Genomic DNA, 16,043 nt, shown 5'->3' on the forward strand with positions numbered 1-16,043 from the left:
TAATTATGTAACAAATGAATCAAACCCATGAATTTACGAGTGATTTTAGGTAAAATAAAAATACACTTCCGTACTAGGATATGCAGAAAGGAAGAAGAAATTGAAAAAAGAGGAACTAATCAACGAAGCGAAAAAAGCAAGAGAACGAGCTTACGTTCCGTATTCGAACTATAAAGTTGGAGCTGCCCTATTAACCAAAGATGGTAAGGTATATCACGGATGTAATATTGAAAATGCTGCATACAGTGTTACCAATTGTGCTGAAAGAACAGCGCTTTTTAAAGCTGTTTCAGAAGGAGATAAGGAATTTGCAGCCATTGCAGTCGTGGCAGATTCTGATCGGCCTGTGCCTCCATGTGGATCGTGTCGTCAAGTCATTTCAGAGCTCTGTGGAACGGATACAGTTATCTATTTATCAAATCTTAAAGGTGATGTACAAGAATTAACAATCGAAGCGTTATTACCTGGGGCATTTACAACGGAGGATTTACATGGAAAATAAAGGATATAAGTCTGGCTTTGTTTCAATTATTGGAAGACCGAATGTTGGAAAATCGACATTTTTAAATCATGTTGTTGGTCAAAAAATTGCAATTATGAGTGATAAACCACAAACTACACGCAATAAGGTGCAAGGGGTTTATACAGAAGAGCATTCACAAATTATTTTTATAGATACACCAGGGATTCATAAACCAAAGCATAAGCTTGGTGATTTTATGATGAAGGTTGCTCAAAATACACTTAGGGAAGTCGATTTAGTATTATTTATGATCAATGCCGAAGAAGGATATGGACGTGGCGATGAGTTTATTATCGAACGACTTAAAAATATAGAGACACCAGTTTTTCTAGTCGTTAATAAGATAGACCAAATACACCCTGATCGATTACTAGAATTAATCGAACAGTACAAGGAGCTTTATCCATTTAAGGAGATTGTTCCAATTTCGGCACTGCAAGGAACGAATACAAACAGATTAGTTGACCAGATTAAAATATATTTACCAGAGGGACCACAATACTACCCTGCAGACCAAGTGACGGATCATCCTGAGCGATTTATTATTACTGAGTTAATACGAGAAAAAGTTCTACACTTAACAAGGGAAGAAATTCCTCATTCCATTGCGGTAGTCATGGACTCTTTGGAAAGAAGAGAAGGTGGCAATACGGTCTACGTAGGTGCCACAATCATAGTTGAACGAAATTCTCAAAAGGGAATTATCATAGGAAAACAAGGGAGCATGCTTAAGGAAGTTGGAAAACGGGCAAGGGCAGATATTGAAGCCTTGCTAGGATCAAAGGTCTTTCTCGAACTTTGGGTAAAAGTCCAAAAAGACTGGCGCAATAAAATGTCCCAGCTACGCGATTTTGGGTTTAGAGAAGACGAATATTAATGATCTAAAAGCGGGAAAACCTCGCTTTTGGATTTGATTCATAAAAATTCATGGATTAGCAAAATTTATGTAACATGTTTTTTAGGATTTTCGGTCAAGATATTCTTACAAGTGAATGATAATTGGAGTCATCTTTGCTAGTTAAAATTACAAAAAAGGTGGGGTTACTATGTTAGATTTTACCTGGAAAGTGTTTAGTCAAACAGGTAATGTTGATACGTATCTTCTTTTTAAGGAAATGGAACAAGAGAAGACCGAGAGACCCGATTCACAAAATGAGGAGCTAGCAGAAATAGATTTTCCGATTACTTGACCATCCTAAAAAGTGTTCTAGACTTTTTTAAGAACGTATTATATTCGTAACAATGGTAATTGGTTGCCTTGTTGCCAATGGATGGTGACAAAATGTGCTACAAAAATGCGAAGGTATTATCATAAGAACAAGTGATTATGGTGAAACAAATAAAATCGTTACTTTGTATACCCGTGAATCGGGAAAAATTGGGGTAATGGCAAGAGGCGCTAAAAAACCAAGTAGTCGCCTAGCTGCCATTACCCAAGTCTTTACATATGGACAATTTTTAGTTCAAAAGTCGTCTGGTTTAGGTGTGTTACAGCAGGGCGATACCATTTCAACTTTTCGATCTATTAAAGAGGATATATTCCTAACCGCTTACGCGTCTTATGTAATTGAGTTAACTGATAAGTGTACAGAAGAAAAAAGAGCCAATCCATTTCTTTTCGAGCTGCTTTATCAAACATTGAATTACCTAAATGAAGGATATGATCCAGATATTCTCTTGAATATTTACGAGCTTAAAATGCTTCCATTACTCGGGCTGTATCCAAGACTTGATGAATGTTCGATATGTAAAAATACAGAGGGTGAATTTGCCTTTTCAATTAGAGAGGGTGGTCTTCTTTGTCATCGCTGTTATGAAAAAGAGCCCTATCATCTAAAAGTCTCACAAGCTACAATACGACTATTGCGCTTGTTTTATTATTTCGATTTAAACCGGTTAGGAAAAATTGCTGTTAAAGATGATACAAAAAAGGAATTAAAGATGGTAATCAATATGTATTACGAGGAATATTCAGGATTGTATCTAAAATCGAAGCGTTTTTTAGATCAACTTGAAAATTTCCGACCATCATGAGTGTCGCCTCTTGACACCGTTGTATTTTTGGATTATAGTGCAATTAAAATTAAGTTCAATTAGAACATAGTTTATATAGCGCACGGTGAAGGAAAGTAGTACTTATTATAGAGTGTGTTTAAGAAGAGATAAAAAGGACTAAGGAATTATATGTGTCATATTTTCTCCCTTTTTTAAACATCCTCTTTATTCATAAAAGCGAACCTAGGACGGTGTGAGCTAGGGTATGAATAGGTAAGGAAGGCGTTCCAGAGTGTATTACATGAAAGAGGCAAAGACCCTATAATTGGGCACTTTGCAAATAGGGTGGAACCGCGGGTAAACTCTCGTCCCTATGTCTACAATTAGGCATAGAGGAGGGGAGTTTTTTTAGTTTTTGTTCTACTCGTTTTTTAAATTCCAGCTGCAGCGCCTAGCCCATCGACGTCATAAGCTAATCCGTCAAGAAGGTCAAAGAACTCGTCTTTAGCCGTATCATCTTATGATTGTCGGGGCTAAAACAAGGCGCTTCCGCGTTATAATTTTTGGAGGTGCTAGTTTAATGAACATACAAGAAATGATATTAACCTTACAAAAGCATTGGTCAGATCAGGGATGTATTCTAATGCAGGCATATGATGTTGAAAAAGGTGCAGGTACAATGAGCCCCTACACATTCTTAAGAAGTCTGGGCCCTGAGCCATGGAATGTGGCATATGTAGAGCCTTCAAGAAGACCAGTAGATGGGCGTTACGGTGAAAACCCAAATCGTCTTTATCAACACCATCAATTTCAAGTTATCATGAAGCCATCACCTGATAATATTCAGGAGCTTTATCTTGATTCGTTAAAAGCATTAGGAATCAATCCGTTAGAGCATGATATTCGCTTTGTTGAGGATAACTGGGAGGCCCCAACACTAGGAGCAGCAGGTCTAGGTTGGGAAGTATGGCTTGACGGAATGGAGGTAACTCAATTTACCTATTTCCAACAAGTTGGTGGTATTGAGTGTAAACCAGTTTCTGTTGAAATCACATATGGAATTGAACGATTAGCTTCCTACATTCAGGATAAAGAAAATGTATTTGATCTTGAGTGGACAAAGGGCTTTACAGTTCGTGATATCTTCCACCAGCCTGAATATGAACATTCAAAATATACATTTGAGACATCTGATACAGAAATGCTGTTTAATTTATTTAGTATTTATGAAAAGGAAGCACATCGTCAAATGGACGAAGGCCTTGTTCATCCAGCTTATGACTATGTTCTAAAATGTTCACATACTTTCAATCAATTAGATGCTCGGGGAGCCATCTCCGTTACAGAACGAACAGGTTATATTGGCAGGGTGCGTAATCTGGCTCGTAAAGTAGCCAAAACGTTTTATGAGGAGCGGGAAAAACTAGGCTTCCCAATGCTGAAGGCAAAAGGAGACGATCTATCATGAGTAAACGAGATTTATTGATTGAAATAGGATTAGAGGAGATGCCAGCAAGGTTTGTAACAGATGCAATGAATCAGCTATCTGATAAGGTTTCAAACTGGTTGTTGGAACATAATATCTCATTTGAGCAGGTAGAACGTTTTTCCTCACCACGAAGATTAGCGGTTCTTGTTCATGAAGTTGATGAAAAACAAAAGGATGTAGAGCTAGAAGCAAAAGGTCCAGCAAAAAAAATCGCCTTAGATGAAGACGGTAATTGGACAAAAGCTGCAATTGGCTTTACAAGAGGACAAGGTGCCTCTGTAGAAGATATCTTTTTTAAAGAAATAAATGGTGTAGAATATGCTCATATTAATAAATTTATTAAAGGTCAAGAAACAAAAGAAATTTTAGGTGAACTTGAAGATGTTATAACGCATTTATCCTTCCCTAAAAACATGCGTTGGGGTAATAAAGAGCTTCGCTATGTTCGACCAATTCAATGGATAGTAGCACTATTTGGGGAAGAGATTATCCCCCTAACAATCACAAATGTAGCTTCAAGTAACAAAACATGGGGACATCGTTTCTTAGGGAATCAGGTCGAGATTTCTTCTCCAAAGGATTATGAAAAAGTTCTTATGTCTGAGCATGTCATTGCTGATTATCTTGAGCGTAAAGAAGCAATTGTCAACCAAATTAAAATTCTTGAGGATGATAACAACTGGGAAGTGCCAATTGATGCTAGTTTACTTGAAGAGGTAACGAATCTAGTTGAATATCCAACAGCATTCTTTGGAAAATACGAAAAAGAATTTCTAACGTTACCAGAAGAAGTGTTGATCACTAGTATGAGAGAGCATCAACGTTATTTCCCAGTCAAAGATAAAAATGGAGCTCTCCTGCCTTATTTTGTAGCGATACGTAATGGTGACCATAATCATCTTGATACAGTTGCAAGAGGTAACGAAAAGGTACTTCGTGCGCGTTTATCAGATGCAGATTTCTTCTATAAGGAAGACCAAAAATTAAACATTGACCACCTTGTACAAAAGCTTGATAAAGTGATTTATCATGAAGAAATCGGCTCCATTGGTGACAAGATTAGAAGGATTCAACAAATCACGAATCACCTTTCTGACCTACTTGGTATCGATAGCGAAACCAAAGAAAAAGCAAGTAGAGCTGCTGAAATTTGCAAATTTGACCTAGTGACAAACATGGTTTATGAATTCCCTGAACTCCAAGGAGTAATGGGTGAACGTTATGCACGTTTAAGTGGTGAAGACAAACAAGTTGCTGTTGCGATCAATGAGCATTATATGCCTAGACATGCTGATGACGAAAGTCCAGCATCAACAATTGGGGCTATTATTAGTCTTGCAGACAAGCTTGATACGATTGTCGGATGTTTCTCAATTGGGATTATACCTACAGGATCACAGGATCCATATGCGCTACGCCGCATGGCATCAGGTGTTGTTCAAATCTTGCTTGATAAAGGCTGGGACATTAGCCTGGAAGAGGTATTTGATTTCGTCTTACAATTATTTGTTGAACCAAATATTGCGAAGCTAGGAAAACAAGAAATTGAAAAAGAACTTGTTCAATTCTTTAAATTACGAATTAAGCATGAACTAAACAGTAGAAACATCCGTTATGATATTATTGATGCGGTTCTCGGTTCGAACATTGGAAATGTTGGTCTTATTATCAAGAAGGCAGAAGTACTTGAAGATAATAAAGATAAGGAAGATTTTAAACCAACGATCGAGTCATTAAGTAGGGTATTAAATATCGCGAAAAAAGGGAACAAAGCTGAAGTTGATCCGAGCCTATTCGAGTCTGATGAGGAAAAATACCTATTTGAAAAGGTTACAGAACTTGAGCCTAAGCTCAACGAAAGTATGAAGCAGCATGACGTAGCAGAAGCATTTCGATTGCTTGCTTCATTGAGAGAATATATTGATAATTATTTCGATAATACAATGGTTATGGCGGATGATGAAGCTATAAAAAGAAACCGACTTGCACAAATGGTACAATTAGCAACTATGATTTCTCAAATCGGAGATATGAATGCGATACTTGTAAAGTAAAAATTAATTTCACTGGGAGACAAGCATGGACCAGAGTAGCGCTTATATCTTAACATGAAAAAACTAGGAGTATTTTTGCTCCTAGTCTTTTTATAATCTGTGCGGAAATGAATTAAATAGTATATAATAATTTTAATTAGTATAACCTTATTAAAACATTTTGCGATATATGGGTTTATGAAAATTATAGATTTTAGGAATGGTGGTGAGTACAATAGAACTAAACAAGCGCCAAGAACAAATTGTGCAAATTGTAAAGGACAATGGTCCGATTACTGGGGAAGCGATTGCAGATCGTTTAAAATTAACAAGAGCAACCCTTAGACCCGATCTTGCAATTCTAACAATGGCTGGATATCTTGAAGCTAGGCCACGTGTCGGTTATTTCTACACGGGAAAGACTGGCCAGCAATTACTTGCGGATAAGATAAAAAAAATCAAAGTAAGGGATTATCAATCCATTCCGGTTGTAATAAATGAGAGTATTTCCGTTTATGATGCAATCGTAACGATGTTTTTAGAAGATGTTGGTACACTTTTTGTAGTGGATAAATCTTCTCTATTAGTCGGTGTCTTATCAAGAAAAGATTTACTGCGTGCAAGCCTTGGAAATCAAGACTTAAAATCTATTCCCGTTACAATCATTATGACACGCATGCCTAATATTACAACGTGTGAAAAAGATGAGCTTTTACTAGATGTAGCTCATAAATTGATTGAAAAGCAAATTGACGCATTGCCTGTTGTTAAGCAAACGGAAAAGGGTATTGAAGTTATTGGGAGAATCACTAAGACAAATATGACAAAAGCCTTAGTCGCTCTTGGTGGCGATGAAATCCTCTAAGGCAGACTGAATCGTAAGGAGATGGGAAAACAGATGGTTAATCGTATCGTATACGTAGTATCAGACTCGGTTGGGGAAACAGCAGAATTAGTTGTAAAAGCAGCTGTAAGTCAATTTAATGGTTCGCACACTGAGATTAAACGCATTCCATATGTTGAAGACACAGCTACACTATCAGAAGTCGTTGCACTTGCGAAACTTAATAATGCCATTATTGCTTTTACCTTGGTTGTACCTGAATTAAGAGATTTTCTCGTGCAAGAAGCAACTCGTGAAGGGGTTATTGTAAATGATATTCTCGGCCCACTCATTGAAAAGATGTCTGGTATATATGAAAGTAGCCCTAGATATGAAGCAGGTCTAGTAAGAAAACTGGATGAAGATTATTTTAAAAAAATCGAGGCAATTGAATTTGCTGTTAAATACGATGATGGTCGAGATCCAAGAGGTATTCTACGTGCAGACATCATCCTAATAGGTGTTTCAAGAACTTCAAAAACACCTTTATCTCAATATCTTGCACACAAACGATACAAAGTTGCAAACGTACCGATCGTTCCTGAAGTAGACCCACCAGAAGAACTTTTTAAAGTATCACCGAATAAATGCTTTGGATTGGAAATTAGTCCAGAGAAATTAAATCATATTAGAAGAGAAAGATTAAAATCATTAGGTCTAGATGACCAAGCAATTTATGCAAATATCAACCGAATTAAAGAAGAACTTGATCACTTTGAGTCTATCGTGACAAAAATTGGTTGTGAAGTTATAGATGTTTCCAATAAAGCTGTTGAAGAAACCGCAAATATCATCCTTAATCGAATCAATAAACGAACAACAAACTAGTCTTCATCATACATACTCATAAATACTGAGTAAACATATGAAAACATATCTAATAAAGATATGTTTTTTTAATGGAACTTTAGAGAGTTTTATATTATAATTAAAAATTGTGATAAAAATACATATTTTTAGGTTTAGAGTTCGATTGGATAGAATAAACTAAGTATTGAAGGTTGTCAAGGGTAAGTTGTGTAAATGGGTGAATTATTTTTCGACATATAATTCTTGATTCAATATTTATCTTGTAAAAAGGCGGGAACATGACAGTTCTTATCCCTCACCTAAAGATAAGGTCTTCACACAGATTCTTGATTAATAATCAAAACTTTTAGCTCAAAAAGAAGGATTCTTTGGAGTGATGTAGAATAGAGAAATATGACGAAAAAAAGAATAAAATATTTGTTGATGCTGATGCATGTCCAGTCAAGGAAGAAATACTTTCCATAGCAGGTACATATAATATCAATGTTGTGTTTGTAGCATCATATGCCCATGTTATGTCAAATCCAATGGGTGGTAAATGGGTGTATGTAGATGAAGAAAAAGAGGCGGCAGATCTTTATATAATGAATCACGCAAAAAAAAATGACATCGTCATTACCCAGGATACTGGCCTAGCAAGTATTTTAGTAAATCGAGGCGTAATTTCTATATCACCCCGTTGCAAAGTGTTTAAAGAAGAGGACATGGAGCAAATCCTCCATATGCGCTTTTTATCTGCCAAGGAAAGGCGAAGCGGGAACTATGCAAAAGGACCAAAACCTTTTACTGATGATGACAGACAGCATTTTATTAAAATTTTTAAAGAAAGTTTGTCGAATCTTGCAGGATTTTAACTCCGAGCATCGAATATATTAGTACTTGGGGATGTTAAAAATGGGATATCGAATTCCCGAAGAAACAATCGAAAAAATTCGTTCATCTGTTGACATTGTTGATGTTATTAGTGAATATGTTCAATTGAAGAAGCAAGGTAGAAATTATTTTGGCTTATGTCCATTTCATGGTGAAAATACCCCTTCATTCTCTGTATCACCTGATAAGCAAATTTTTCATTGTTTTGGGTGTGGAGCAGGTGGAAATGTATTTTCTTTTTTAATGGACTTGGAAGGATATTCATTCTCAGAGGCAGCGGCTAACCTAGCAAATAAGGTGAACATAGATTTATCAGATTTTAAACAAACAGTAGTAAGAACTGATAAAAACACTGATGCGGAAAAAATGCAGGAAGCACACGAATTATTAAAGAAATTCTACCATCACCTATTACTTAATACAAAAGAAGGCGAGCACGCACTAGACTATTTAACTAATCGAGGCTTCACAAAAGAAGTAATCGAAAAGTTTGAGATTGGCTATGCATTAGATTCTTGGGATTTTGCTACAAAATTCCTTCAAAAAAGAGGTTTTGGGTTAGAGTTGATGGAACGGGCCGGATTACTCGTAAAAAAGGAGGATACCGGAACTTTCTTTGATAGATTTCGAAACCGCATTATGTTTCCAATTTGGGATCATCAAGGCAAAACAATTGCATTTTCTGGCAGGGTACTTGAGAAAGGGCAGGAGCCGAAATATTTAAACAGTCCTGAATCAATTATTTTTAATAAGAGTAAAACTCTATATAATTTTCATCAAGCAAGACTTTCCATTCGAAAAAATCAACAAGTCGTTCTATTTGAAGGTTTTGCAGATGTGATTGCTGCTGATACTGCAGATCTTCCTAATTCAATTGGTACAATGGGTACATCCTTAACGGATGAACATGTGAAAATGATTAGAAGAAATGTGGAGTCTGTTATTATCTGTTACGACTCTGATAATGCGGGATTGGATGCTGCTTTACGAGCCTCCTCCATGCTTGCCAATGCAGGCTGTTATGTGAGAGTTGCTACAATGCCAAATGGCATGGACCCTGATGACTACATTAAAAAATATGGCGCTGAGAAGTTTAAAAATGATGTAATAGGGGCAAGTCTTACATTAATGGCATTTAAAATGCAATACTTACGAAGGGGAAAAAATCTTCAGGATGAAGGAGATCGCATCCGTTATATCGAAGAAGTTATAAAGGAAATTTCCTCTTTAGAAAAGGCTGTAGAAAGAGACCATTATTTGCGCCAGCTTTCAAGTGAATTTTCAATTTCACTTGATGCTTTAAAACAACAGCAGCTTCAGTATTATAAAACAGAACGGAAAAAAAGGGATAATTTCTCTGGGAATAGAAATAATACGAAAGCAAAACCTACTGTAAAAAAACATTTACTAAAAGCCTATCATAATGCAGAACGATATTTAATTGCTTATATGCTTAGAGATCGGGAAATTGCTGAAAAGGTACAGGATGAGCTTCAGGCTGATTTTAATATTGAAGAACATCGAGCAATCTTAACTTACTTATATGCGTTTTATGAAGAAGGGTATGAACCAGATATCAGTACGTTTCTAACAAGAATTCATGATGAAAATTTAAAACGTATTGTGACTGATATCGCAATGATGTCTATTGAAGATGAAGTAACAGATTCTGTTCTATCTGATTACATGAAACAGGTGTTGAATCACAAAAAAATGTCAATGATAAAAGAAAAAGAATCTGAGCAGCTTGATGCAGAACGAAGTAAGGATTATTTGAAGGCGGCTACGATTGCGAAAGAAATTATTCAAATGAAAAAAGCACTACATTAATTAATAGGTTTACTAACCTCTATGTCGTATTAGTTTGGAAGGAGGGGAACAAATGGCTGAAAAGTCTAAAGAAGTTGAATTAACATTAGAACAGGTTAAAGAAAAATTAACAGAGTTAGGTAAAAAACGCGGAGTTTTAACCTATGAAGAAATCGCTGAGCGTATGTCTGGTTTTGAAGTAGAATCAGATCATCTTGATGAATACTATGAGTTCCTTGGTGAGCAGGGGATTGAATTAATCGGTGAAGGTGAAGAAGATGACGTCCCTGATAATGAGGGTGATCCAAATATCCAAGAATTATCCAAGGAAGAAGAATTTGATCTGAACGACTTAAGTGTTCCTCCAGGTGTAAAGATTAATGACCCAGTTCGTATGTATTTAAAGGAAATTGGCCGTGTTGACTTACTTTCTGCAGATGATGAAATTCAATTGGCTGAAAGAATTGAACAAGGTGATGAAGAGGCCAAACGCCGACTTGCTGAAGCCAATTTACGACTCGTCGTAAGTATTGCAAAACGTTACGTTGGTCGTGGTATGCTTTTCCTAGATTTAATACAAGAAGGAAATATGGGACTTATTAAGGCTGTTGAGAAATTTGATTATCGTAAAGGTTTCAAATTTAGTACGTATGCAACATGGTGGATTCGTCAGGCTATTACACGTGCAATCGCAGACCAAGCAAGAACCATTCGTATCCCAGTTCATATGGTGGAAACAATAAATAAATTAATTCGTGTACAACGTCAGTTATTACAGGATCTTGGGCGTGAACCAACACCTGAAGAAATCGCTGAAGACATGGATTTAACACCTGAAAAGGTAAGAGAAATCTTAAAAATTGCACAAGAACCGGTATCATTGGAAACACCTATTGGTGAAGAGGATGACTCACATCTTGGTGATTTTATCGAAGACCAGGATGCAACTTCACCATCCGAACACGCTGCATATGAGTTACTTAAAGAACAGCTCGAAGATGTTCTAGATACGTTAACTGATCGAGAAGAAAATGTATTACGTCTTCGTTTTGGTTTAGATGATGGACGTACTCGCACTCTTGAAGAAGTTGGTAAGGTATTTGGCGTTACCCGTGAACGTATTCGTCAAATTGAGGCGAAAGCACTACGTAAACTCCGTCATCCTAGCCGCAGTAAGAGGCTAAAGGATTTCTTAGAATAAATAATATTTTTATTTACTTTTCGTAGTTTACTTCATAAAATTGGAGTAAACTATTTTTTTTAGCTCACACGTTGAGGCGTCTCAAAGACGTTTCCATTTAACGTGTATTTTAAGCTTTTTATAAATGTTTAAAAAAGGTGAACGCTTTCATGAATCAAGATAGAAAAACAATCATTGTGAACGAAATCCTATATTGGCGTGAAAATAAATTATTGCCAGAAGCCTATTGTAATTTCCTCATCTCCTTATATACAGAAGGGGAGGGAGTTAAACCAAATAAACTTGCTTCATCGACGAAGAAATCGTTTTTATTGTTACTCGCAATTGGTTTCATTTTACCATTTTTATTACTTGTCACTTATTTTACTGAAATATCGACTATATTGCAAATGGTAATCCACATTATTTTTATAATTGTCTGCATTTTAGGGCTTGTTTTGAATAGAAAAAATCCACTAATCCTACATATTGGCTCCATCGTGTTAGCTCTTTTTATTTTACTTTTATCAGTGAAGGTATGTGAGATTTTATTTAAGGGGCAAGCAATTTATGTGTCAGCCATTATTTTTTTGAATTGTGTTGGTTGGATTATTTTTGGAGTTTTTTCTAAGAAGAAAACTTTTTTAATCACTGGGATTCTCGGGATTATCACTACATGCATTATTTTACTAAATTTTTAAACTGTTTAAAAATTTAGTAACTCCCTTTATAATAGAGTTTGAAAGCGTATACAACGGGAGGGGTAAAAAATGAATTTTGATTTATCAACCGAGCAAAAATTAATTCAAAAGACCATTAAGGAATTTTCCGAGGAAGAAGTTGCTCCAGGTGCTGAACAACGAGATAAAGATAAACGTTTTCCTAAGGAAATTTTTCAAAAGCTAAGTGATTTAGGAATGATGGGTTTACCGTTTCCAGAAGAGTACGGTGGAGCAGGTGCAGATACAATCAGCTTTGCTATAGTGGTTGAAGAATTAAGTCGTGCATGTGGATCAACTGGAATTACATATTCAGCACATATTTCACTTGGTGGTGCACCCCTTCATTTATTTGGTACAAAGGAACAAAAACAAAAATATTTAACCCCTATATGTACAGGTGAGTCTCTTGGTGCGTTTGGTTTAACGGAGCCGAATGCTGGTTCGGATGCAGGAGGAACACAAACGGAGGCTGTTCTTGAAAATGATGAGTTTGTTATAAATGGAAATAAATGTTTTATTACAAATGCAAGCTATGCAAAGCATTTAGCCTTAACTGCCATAACAGGTCGTAGTGGTGGCAAAAAAGAAATCAGTGCGATTATCGTACCGACAGATGCAGAAGGATTTACCATAATCGATAATTATGAAAAAATGGGTCTTAATGCTTCAAATACCACAGAATTAGTTTTAGAAGATGTTCGAGTCCCAGAAGAAAATATTCTTGGCAAACGAGGAGAAGGATTTAGACAGTTTCTGATCACCTTAGATGGCGGTAGAATCGGAATTGGGGCAATGGCAGTAGGTATTGCTCAAGCTGCATATGAAAAGGCTCTAGCTTACGCTAAAGAGCGTAAGCAATTTGGTAGATCGATTTCAAACTTCCAAGCAATTCAATTTAAATTAGCTGATATGGCAATGAAAATTGAACTAGCACGAACAATGGTGTACAAAGCTGCATGGTTGAAGGATCAGGGCCGCCAATTTTCTAAAGAGGCTTCAATGGCTAAACTATATGCATCCGAGATTTGTATGGAGGTTACCAACCAGGCTGTCCAGATTCATGGAGGATATGGCTATATGAAAGAATATCATGTTGAAAGAATGATGCGTGATGCAAAACTTCTTGAAATTGGAGAAGGAACATCTGAAATTCAACGGATGGTCATAGCTAGGTCAATAGGGTGCTAGTCCCCCTTATTAATAAACTCCTTGTTAATGGCAAGGAGTTTTTAGTTGTTTTTATGACAATTTTATGACAAATTTAAGGTAAAACTTTTTACAAAATTGCGTTAATTGAGTTCTTGTACAATTGGGGCTTTAACTTCTAACACTTTTCAAGTAAAATAGAGAGTGTTTGTATAGAATAATAATTATATCAACACTTTTGATGTACATAGGGTAAGGGAGGTCAGAAAATGAAAAAGAATCCATTGATACCATTTGCGTTGATTGCAGTTTTCGGTATTGGTCTTATGTTCCTACTTGGCTTTGTGGGACTAGGTAACATGGAAGAAATGGCAAATGCAGGTGAAGAGGCTCCAGAAACAGCATCAGCTACCCCTGAAGAGATTTACCAAGGTAAATGTTCAGCATGTCATGGTGCAGATTTAAGTGGTGGTGCTGGCCCGCAATTGAAAGGCACTGCACTTTCTGTTGAAGAAATTCAAGATATCGTAACAAATGGTAAAGGTTCAATGCCACCAGGATTAGTACAAGATCCAGCTCAGCTTGAAGAGCTTGCTAACTGGTTGGTTGAACAAAAATAAATTAAAATGAAACCCTTTGCGAAAAATGTAAAGGGTTTTTTTCTGTCTATTCTTGACCTCGATGGAAGTTTTGTAGCTCTTTTAGTATAATGAATGAAATCAATCGAATTTAATATAAATGTGGTGTTAATATGAATGAAGAAAAGTTATCAAAGCGACTTGAAACAGTTGCATCCTACATTCCAAGAGGCTCTATTTTAGCAGATATTGGCTCTGATCATGCTTATTTACCTTGTTATGCATACCTAAATGGAATGATAGAAGGAGGTATTGCAGGAGAGGTAGCAGAAGGACCTTTACAATCAGCTAAGAATCAAATTTCTAAAAACAAACTAGACTCCAAATTAGAAGCTCGTAAAGGGGACGGATTAGAAGTTATTGAACCAAATGAGGTAACTTGTATCACAATTGCAGGAATGGGAGGAACTCTTATCCGTTCTATCCTTAGCAATGGGACGGATAAACTAGCTGGTGTTCAACGACTAATCCTCCAGCCGAATATTGGGGCTTCAACTGTAAGGGAATGGCTTATTGAAAATGGTTGGGAACTTATCGCAGAAGAAATTTTAGAAGAAGATAAAAAAATATATGAAGTCTTAGTTGCTGAGAAGGGAGAACCATTAAAGCCCTACGTACATAAGGAAAAAGAATTATTACTCGGTCCATTTCTAGTAAAAGAAAAAAATTCAGTATTCAAGAAAAAATGGGCTAATGAATTAAAACATTGGGAACATATTTTAGCACAACTTGAATCAGCAGGAGATACGGATGAAAATCGTTCGCGTAAAGAAGAATTACTAAGGAAGATTAATATAGTAAAGGAGGTATTGAATTGAGCAAAATACCTAACGGATATGAAGTTATCCAAGTTTTTGAACAATTTTCACCAAAGCATTTAGCTGTTGAAGGAGACCGCGAAAGAATTGGTCTTCAAATTGGGACTTTAAACAAACCAATAAAAAAGATTATGGTGGCTCTTGATGTAGTAGAAAATGTTGTAGATGAAGCAATTTCAAATGAAGTGGATTTAATTATTGCTCATCACCCATTCATTTTCCGTCCATTAAGAACAATCCAAACAGATACACCTACTGGAAGAATCATTGAAAAATGTATCTCACATCATATTGCGGTTTATGCAGCACATACAAATTTAGATGTGGCAGTGGGTGGAGTAAATGATTTATTAGCGAATGCGCTAGAATTAACCAATTGTGAATTACTTGTCCCGACATACGAAGAAAAACTGAAAAAATTGGCCGTATTTGTTCCTAGAGAGTCTGCTGATAACGTTCGTACTGCTTTAGGTAATGCTGGAGCAGGATTTATTGGGAATTATAGCCATTGTACATATAATACACCTGGAATAGGCACGTTTTTACCCCAAGAGGGGACGAATCCGCATATTGGGGAAGTTGGCAAGTTGGAAGAAGTCGATGAAATCAAAATTGAAACGGTTTTTCCAAGTAGTCTCCAAAAAAAGATTGTCACTGCAATGCTTAAGGCTCATCCTTATGAAGAAGTTGCATATGATATTTATCCTTTAGAAAATGAAGGGCAGCAACTTGGGCTTGGTCGTGTTGGGTATCTTGAACATGAAATGACATTAGAGCAGTTTTCACAGCATGTGAAAGAAAAACTGGGCATAGATGGACTTCGTGTCGTAGGTTCACTTACAGACAAAGTAAAAAAAGTTGCCGTACTTGGTGGCGATGGCAATAAATTTATCTCACATGCTAAAAGAGCTGGAGCTGATGTATATGTTACGGGTGATATGTACTACCATGTTGCACATGATGCAATGATGATGGGACTTAATATTGTTGACCCAGGCCACCACATCGAGCAAATAATGAAAAAAGGAGTAGCTGAGACTCTTACAGAGCTTTACCAGGAAAAGAAGTTCGACGTTAAAGTTATTCCTTCAAAATTAAATACAGATCCATTTACATTTCTATAA

At 36.3% G+C, this 16,043-nt stretch carries 16 protein-coding genes; all 16 read left to right on the forward strand.

Translation table 11 applies throughout. The features are described 5' to 3' along the window. The first annotated feature begins 100 nt into the window (after positions 1-100). A complete protein-coding gene (locus tag ACWPVE_RS15690) occupies positions 101-502 on the forward strand; it encodes a cytidine deaminase (protein WP_453994904.1) in 402 nt (133 codons plus the stop codon). Beyond that, positions 492-1,400 carry a GTPase Era gene (era, locus tag ACWPVE_RS15695; RefSeq protein ID WP_453994906.1) on the forward strand — a complete coding sequence of 303 codons (909 nt, stop codon included), beginning with the start codon at positions 492-494 and terminating at the stop codon, positions 1,398-1,400. Before ACWPVE_RS15690 ends, era begins: the two co-directional genes overlap by 11 nt. A 169-nt stretch (positions 1,401-1,569) precedes the next feature. Beyond that, positions 1,570-1,713, forward strand: coding sequence for a YqzL family protein (locus ACWPVE_RS15700; RefSeq protein ID WP_453994908.1), 144 nt, complete (start codon positions 1,570-1,572; stop codon positions 1,711-1,713). A gap of 94 nt (positions 1,714-1,807) precedes the next feature. Next, complete coding sequence (recO, locus tag ACWPVE_RS15705; protein WP_453994910.1) at positions 1,808-2,557, forward strand: DNA repair protein RecO; 750 nt, start codon at positions 1,808-1,810, stop codon at positions 2,555-2,557. Positions 2,558-3,098: 541 nt separating this feature from the next. Beyond that, a complete protein-coding gene (glyQ, locus tag ACWPVE_RS15710; protein WP_453994912.1) occupies positions 3,099-3,986 on the forward strand; it encodes a glycine--tRNA ligase subunit alpha in 888 nt (295 codons plus the stop codon). Beyond that, entirely contained in the window at positions 3,983-6,061 is a 2,079-nt protein-coding gene (gene glyS, locus ACWPVE_RS15715; protein WP_453994914.1) for a glycine--tRNA ligase subunit beta, read from the forward strand. The genes glyQ and glyS overlap by 4 nt, the downstream gene beginning before the upstream one ends. A gap of 205 nt (positions 6,062-6,266) precedes the next feature. Then, positions 6,267-6,905, forward strand: coding sequence for a helix-turn-helix transcriptional regulator (locus ACWPVE_RS15720; protein ID WP_453994916.1), 639 nt, complete (start codon positions 6,267-6,269; stop codon positions 6,903-6,905). A gap of 33 nt (positions 6,906-6,938) precedes the next feature. Then, positions 6,939-7,751: a pyruvate, water dikinase regulatory protein gene (locus ACWPVE_RS15725; RefSeq protein ID WP_453994918.1), complete on the forward strand. Its 813-nt coding sequence runs from the start codon at positions 6,939-6,941 to the stop codon at positions 7,749-7,751. A 365-nt stretch (positions 7,752-8,116) separates the two neighbouring features. Next, positions 8,117-8,587, forward strand: a complete 471-nt coding sequence (locus tag ACWPVE_RS15730) for a YaiI/YqxD family protein (protein ID WP_453997582.1) — start codon at positions 8,117-8,119, stop codon at positions 8,585-8,587. A 40-nt stretch (positions 8,588-8,627) separates the two neighbouring features. Further along, positions 8,628-10,436: a DNA primase gene (gene dnaG, locus ACWPVE_RS15735; protein WP_453994920.1), complete on the forward strand. Its 1,809-nt coding sequence runs from the start codon at positions 8,628-8,630 to the stop codon at positions 10,434-10,436. 52 nt (positions 10,437-10,488) lie between these two features. Continuing rightward, positions 10,489-11,616: an RNA polymerase sigma factor RpoD gene (gene rpoD / locus ACWPVE_RS15740; RefSeq protein WP_453994922.1), complete on the forward strand. Its 1,128-nt coding sequence runs from the start codon at positions 10,489-10,491 to the stop codon at positions 11,614-11,616. A gap of 149 nt (positions 11,617-11,765) precedes the next feature. Continuing rightward, positions 11,766-12,296 carry a hypothetical protein gene (locus ACWPVE_RS15745; RefSeq protein ID WP_453994924.1) on the forward strand — a complete coding sequence of 177 codons (531 nt, stop codon included), beginning with the start codon at positions 11,766-11,768 and terminating at the stop codon, positions 12,294-12,296. A gap of 69 nt (positions 12,297-12,365) precedes the next feature. Beyond that, positions 12,366-13,505 carry an acyl-CoA dehydrogenase family protein gene (locus tag ACWPVE_RS15750; RefSeq protein WP_453994926.1) on the forward strand — a complete coding sequence of 380 codons (1,140 nt, stop codon included), beginning with the start codon at positions 12,366-12,368 and terminating at the stop codon, positions 13,503-13,505. 227 nt (positions 13,506-13,732) lie between these two features. After that, positions 13,733-14,083, forward strand: coding sequence for a cytochrome c550 (gene cccA, locus ACWPVE_RS15755; protein ID WP_453994929.1), 351 nt, complete (start codon positions 13,733-13,735; stop codon positions 14,081-14,083). A gap of 131 nt (positions 14,084-14,214) precedes the next feature. Then, complete coding sequence (locus tag ACWPVE_RS15760; protein ID WP_453994931.1) at positions 14,215-14,919, forward strand: tRNA (adenine(22)-N(1))-methyltransferase; 705 nt, start codon at positions 14,215-14,217, stop codon at positions 14,917-14,919. Then, entirely contained in the window at positions 14,916-16,043 is a 1,128-nt protein-coding gene (locus ACWPVE_RS15765) for a Nif3-like dinuclear metal center hexameric protein (protein WP_453994933.1), read from the forward strand. The genes ACWPVE_RS15760 and ACWPVE_RS15765 overlap by 4 nt, the downstream gene beginning before the upstream one ends.

Source organism: Bacillus nitroreducens, from assembly GCF_964021195.1.

Excerpts from the sequence above, each read along its gene's own strand:
- era (WP_453994906.1), top strand. The coding sequence starts at position 492 with ATGGAAAATAAAGGATATAAGTCTGGCTTTGTTTCAATTATTGGAAGA.
- ACWPVE_RS15700 (WP_453994908.1), top strand. The coding sequence starts at position 1,570 with ATGTTAGATTTTACCTGGAAAGTGTTTAGTCAAACAGGTAATGTTGAT.
- glyQ (WP_453994912.1), top strand. The coding sequence starts at position 3,099 with ATGAACATACAAGAAATGATATTAACCTTACAAAAGCATTGGTCAGAT.
- glyS (WP_453994914.1), top strand. The coding sequence starts at position 3,983 with ATGAGTAAACGAGATTTATTGATTGAAATAGGATTAGAGGAGATGCCA.
- ACWPVE_RS15725 (WP_453994918.1), top strand. The coding sequence starts at position 6,939 with ATGGTTAATCGTATCGTATACGTAGTATCAGACTCGGTTGGGGAAACA.
- dnaG (WP_453994920.1), top strand. The coding sequence starts at position 8,628 with ATGGGATATCGAATTCCCGAAGAAACAATCGAAAAAATTCGTTCATCT.
- rpoD (WP_453994922.1), top strand. The coding sequence starts at position 10,489 with ATGGCTGAAAAGTCTAAAGAAGTTGAATTAACATTAGAACAGGTTAAA.
- ACWPVE_RS15745 (WP_453994924.1), top strand. The coding sequence starts at position 11,766 with ATGAATCAAGATAGAAAAACAATCATTGTGAACGAAATCCTATATTGG.
- ACWPVE_RS15750 (WP_453994926.1), top strand. The coding sequence starts at position 12,366 with ATGAATTTTGATTTATCAACCGAGCAAAAATTAATTCAAAAGACCATT.
- cccA (WP_453994929.1), top strand. The coding sequence starts at position 13,733 with ATGAAAAAGAATCCATTGATACCATTTGCGTTGATTGCAGTTTTCGGT.
- ACWPVE_RS15760 (WP_453994931.1), top strand. The coding sequence starts at position 14,215 with ATGAATGAAGAAAAGTTATCAAAGCGACTTGAAACAGTTGCATCCTAC.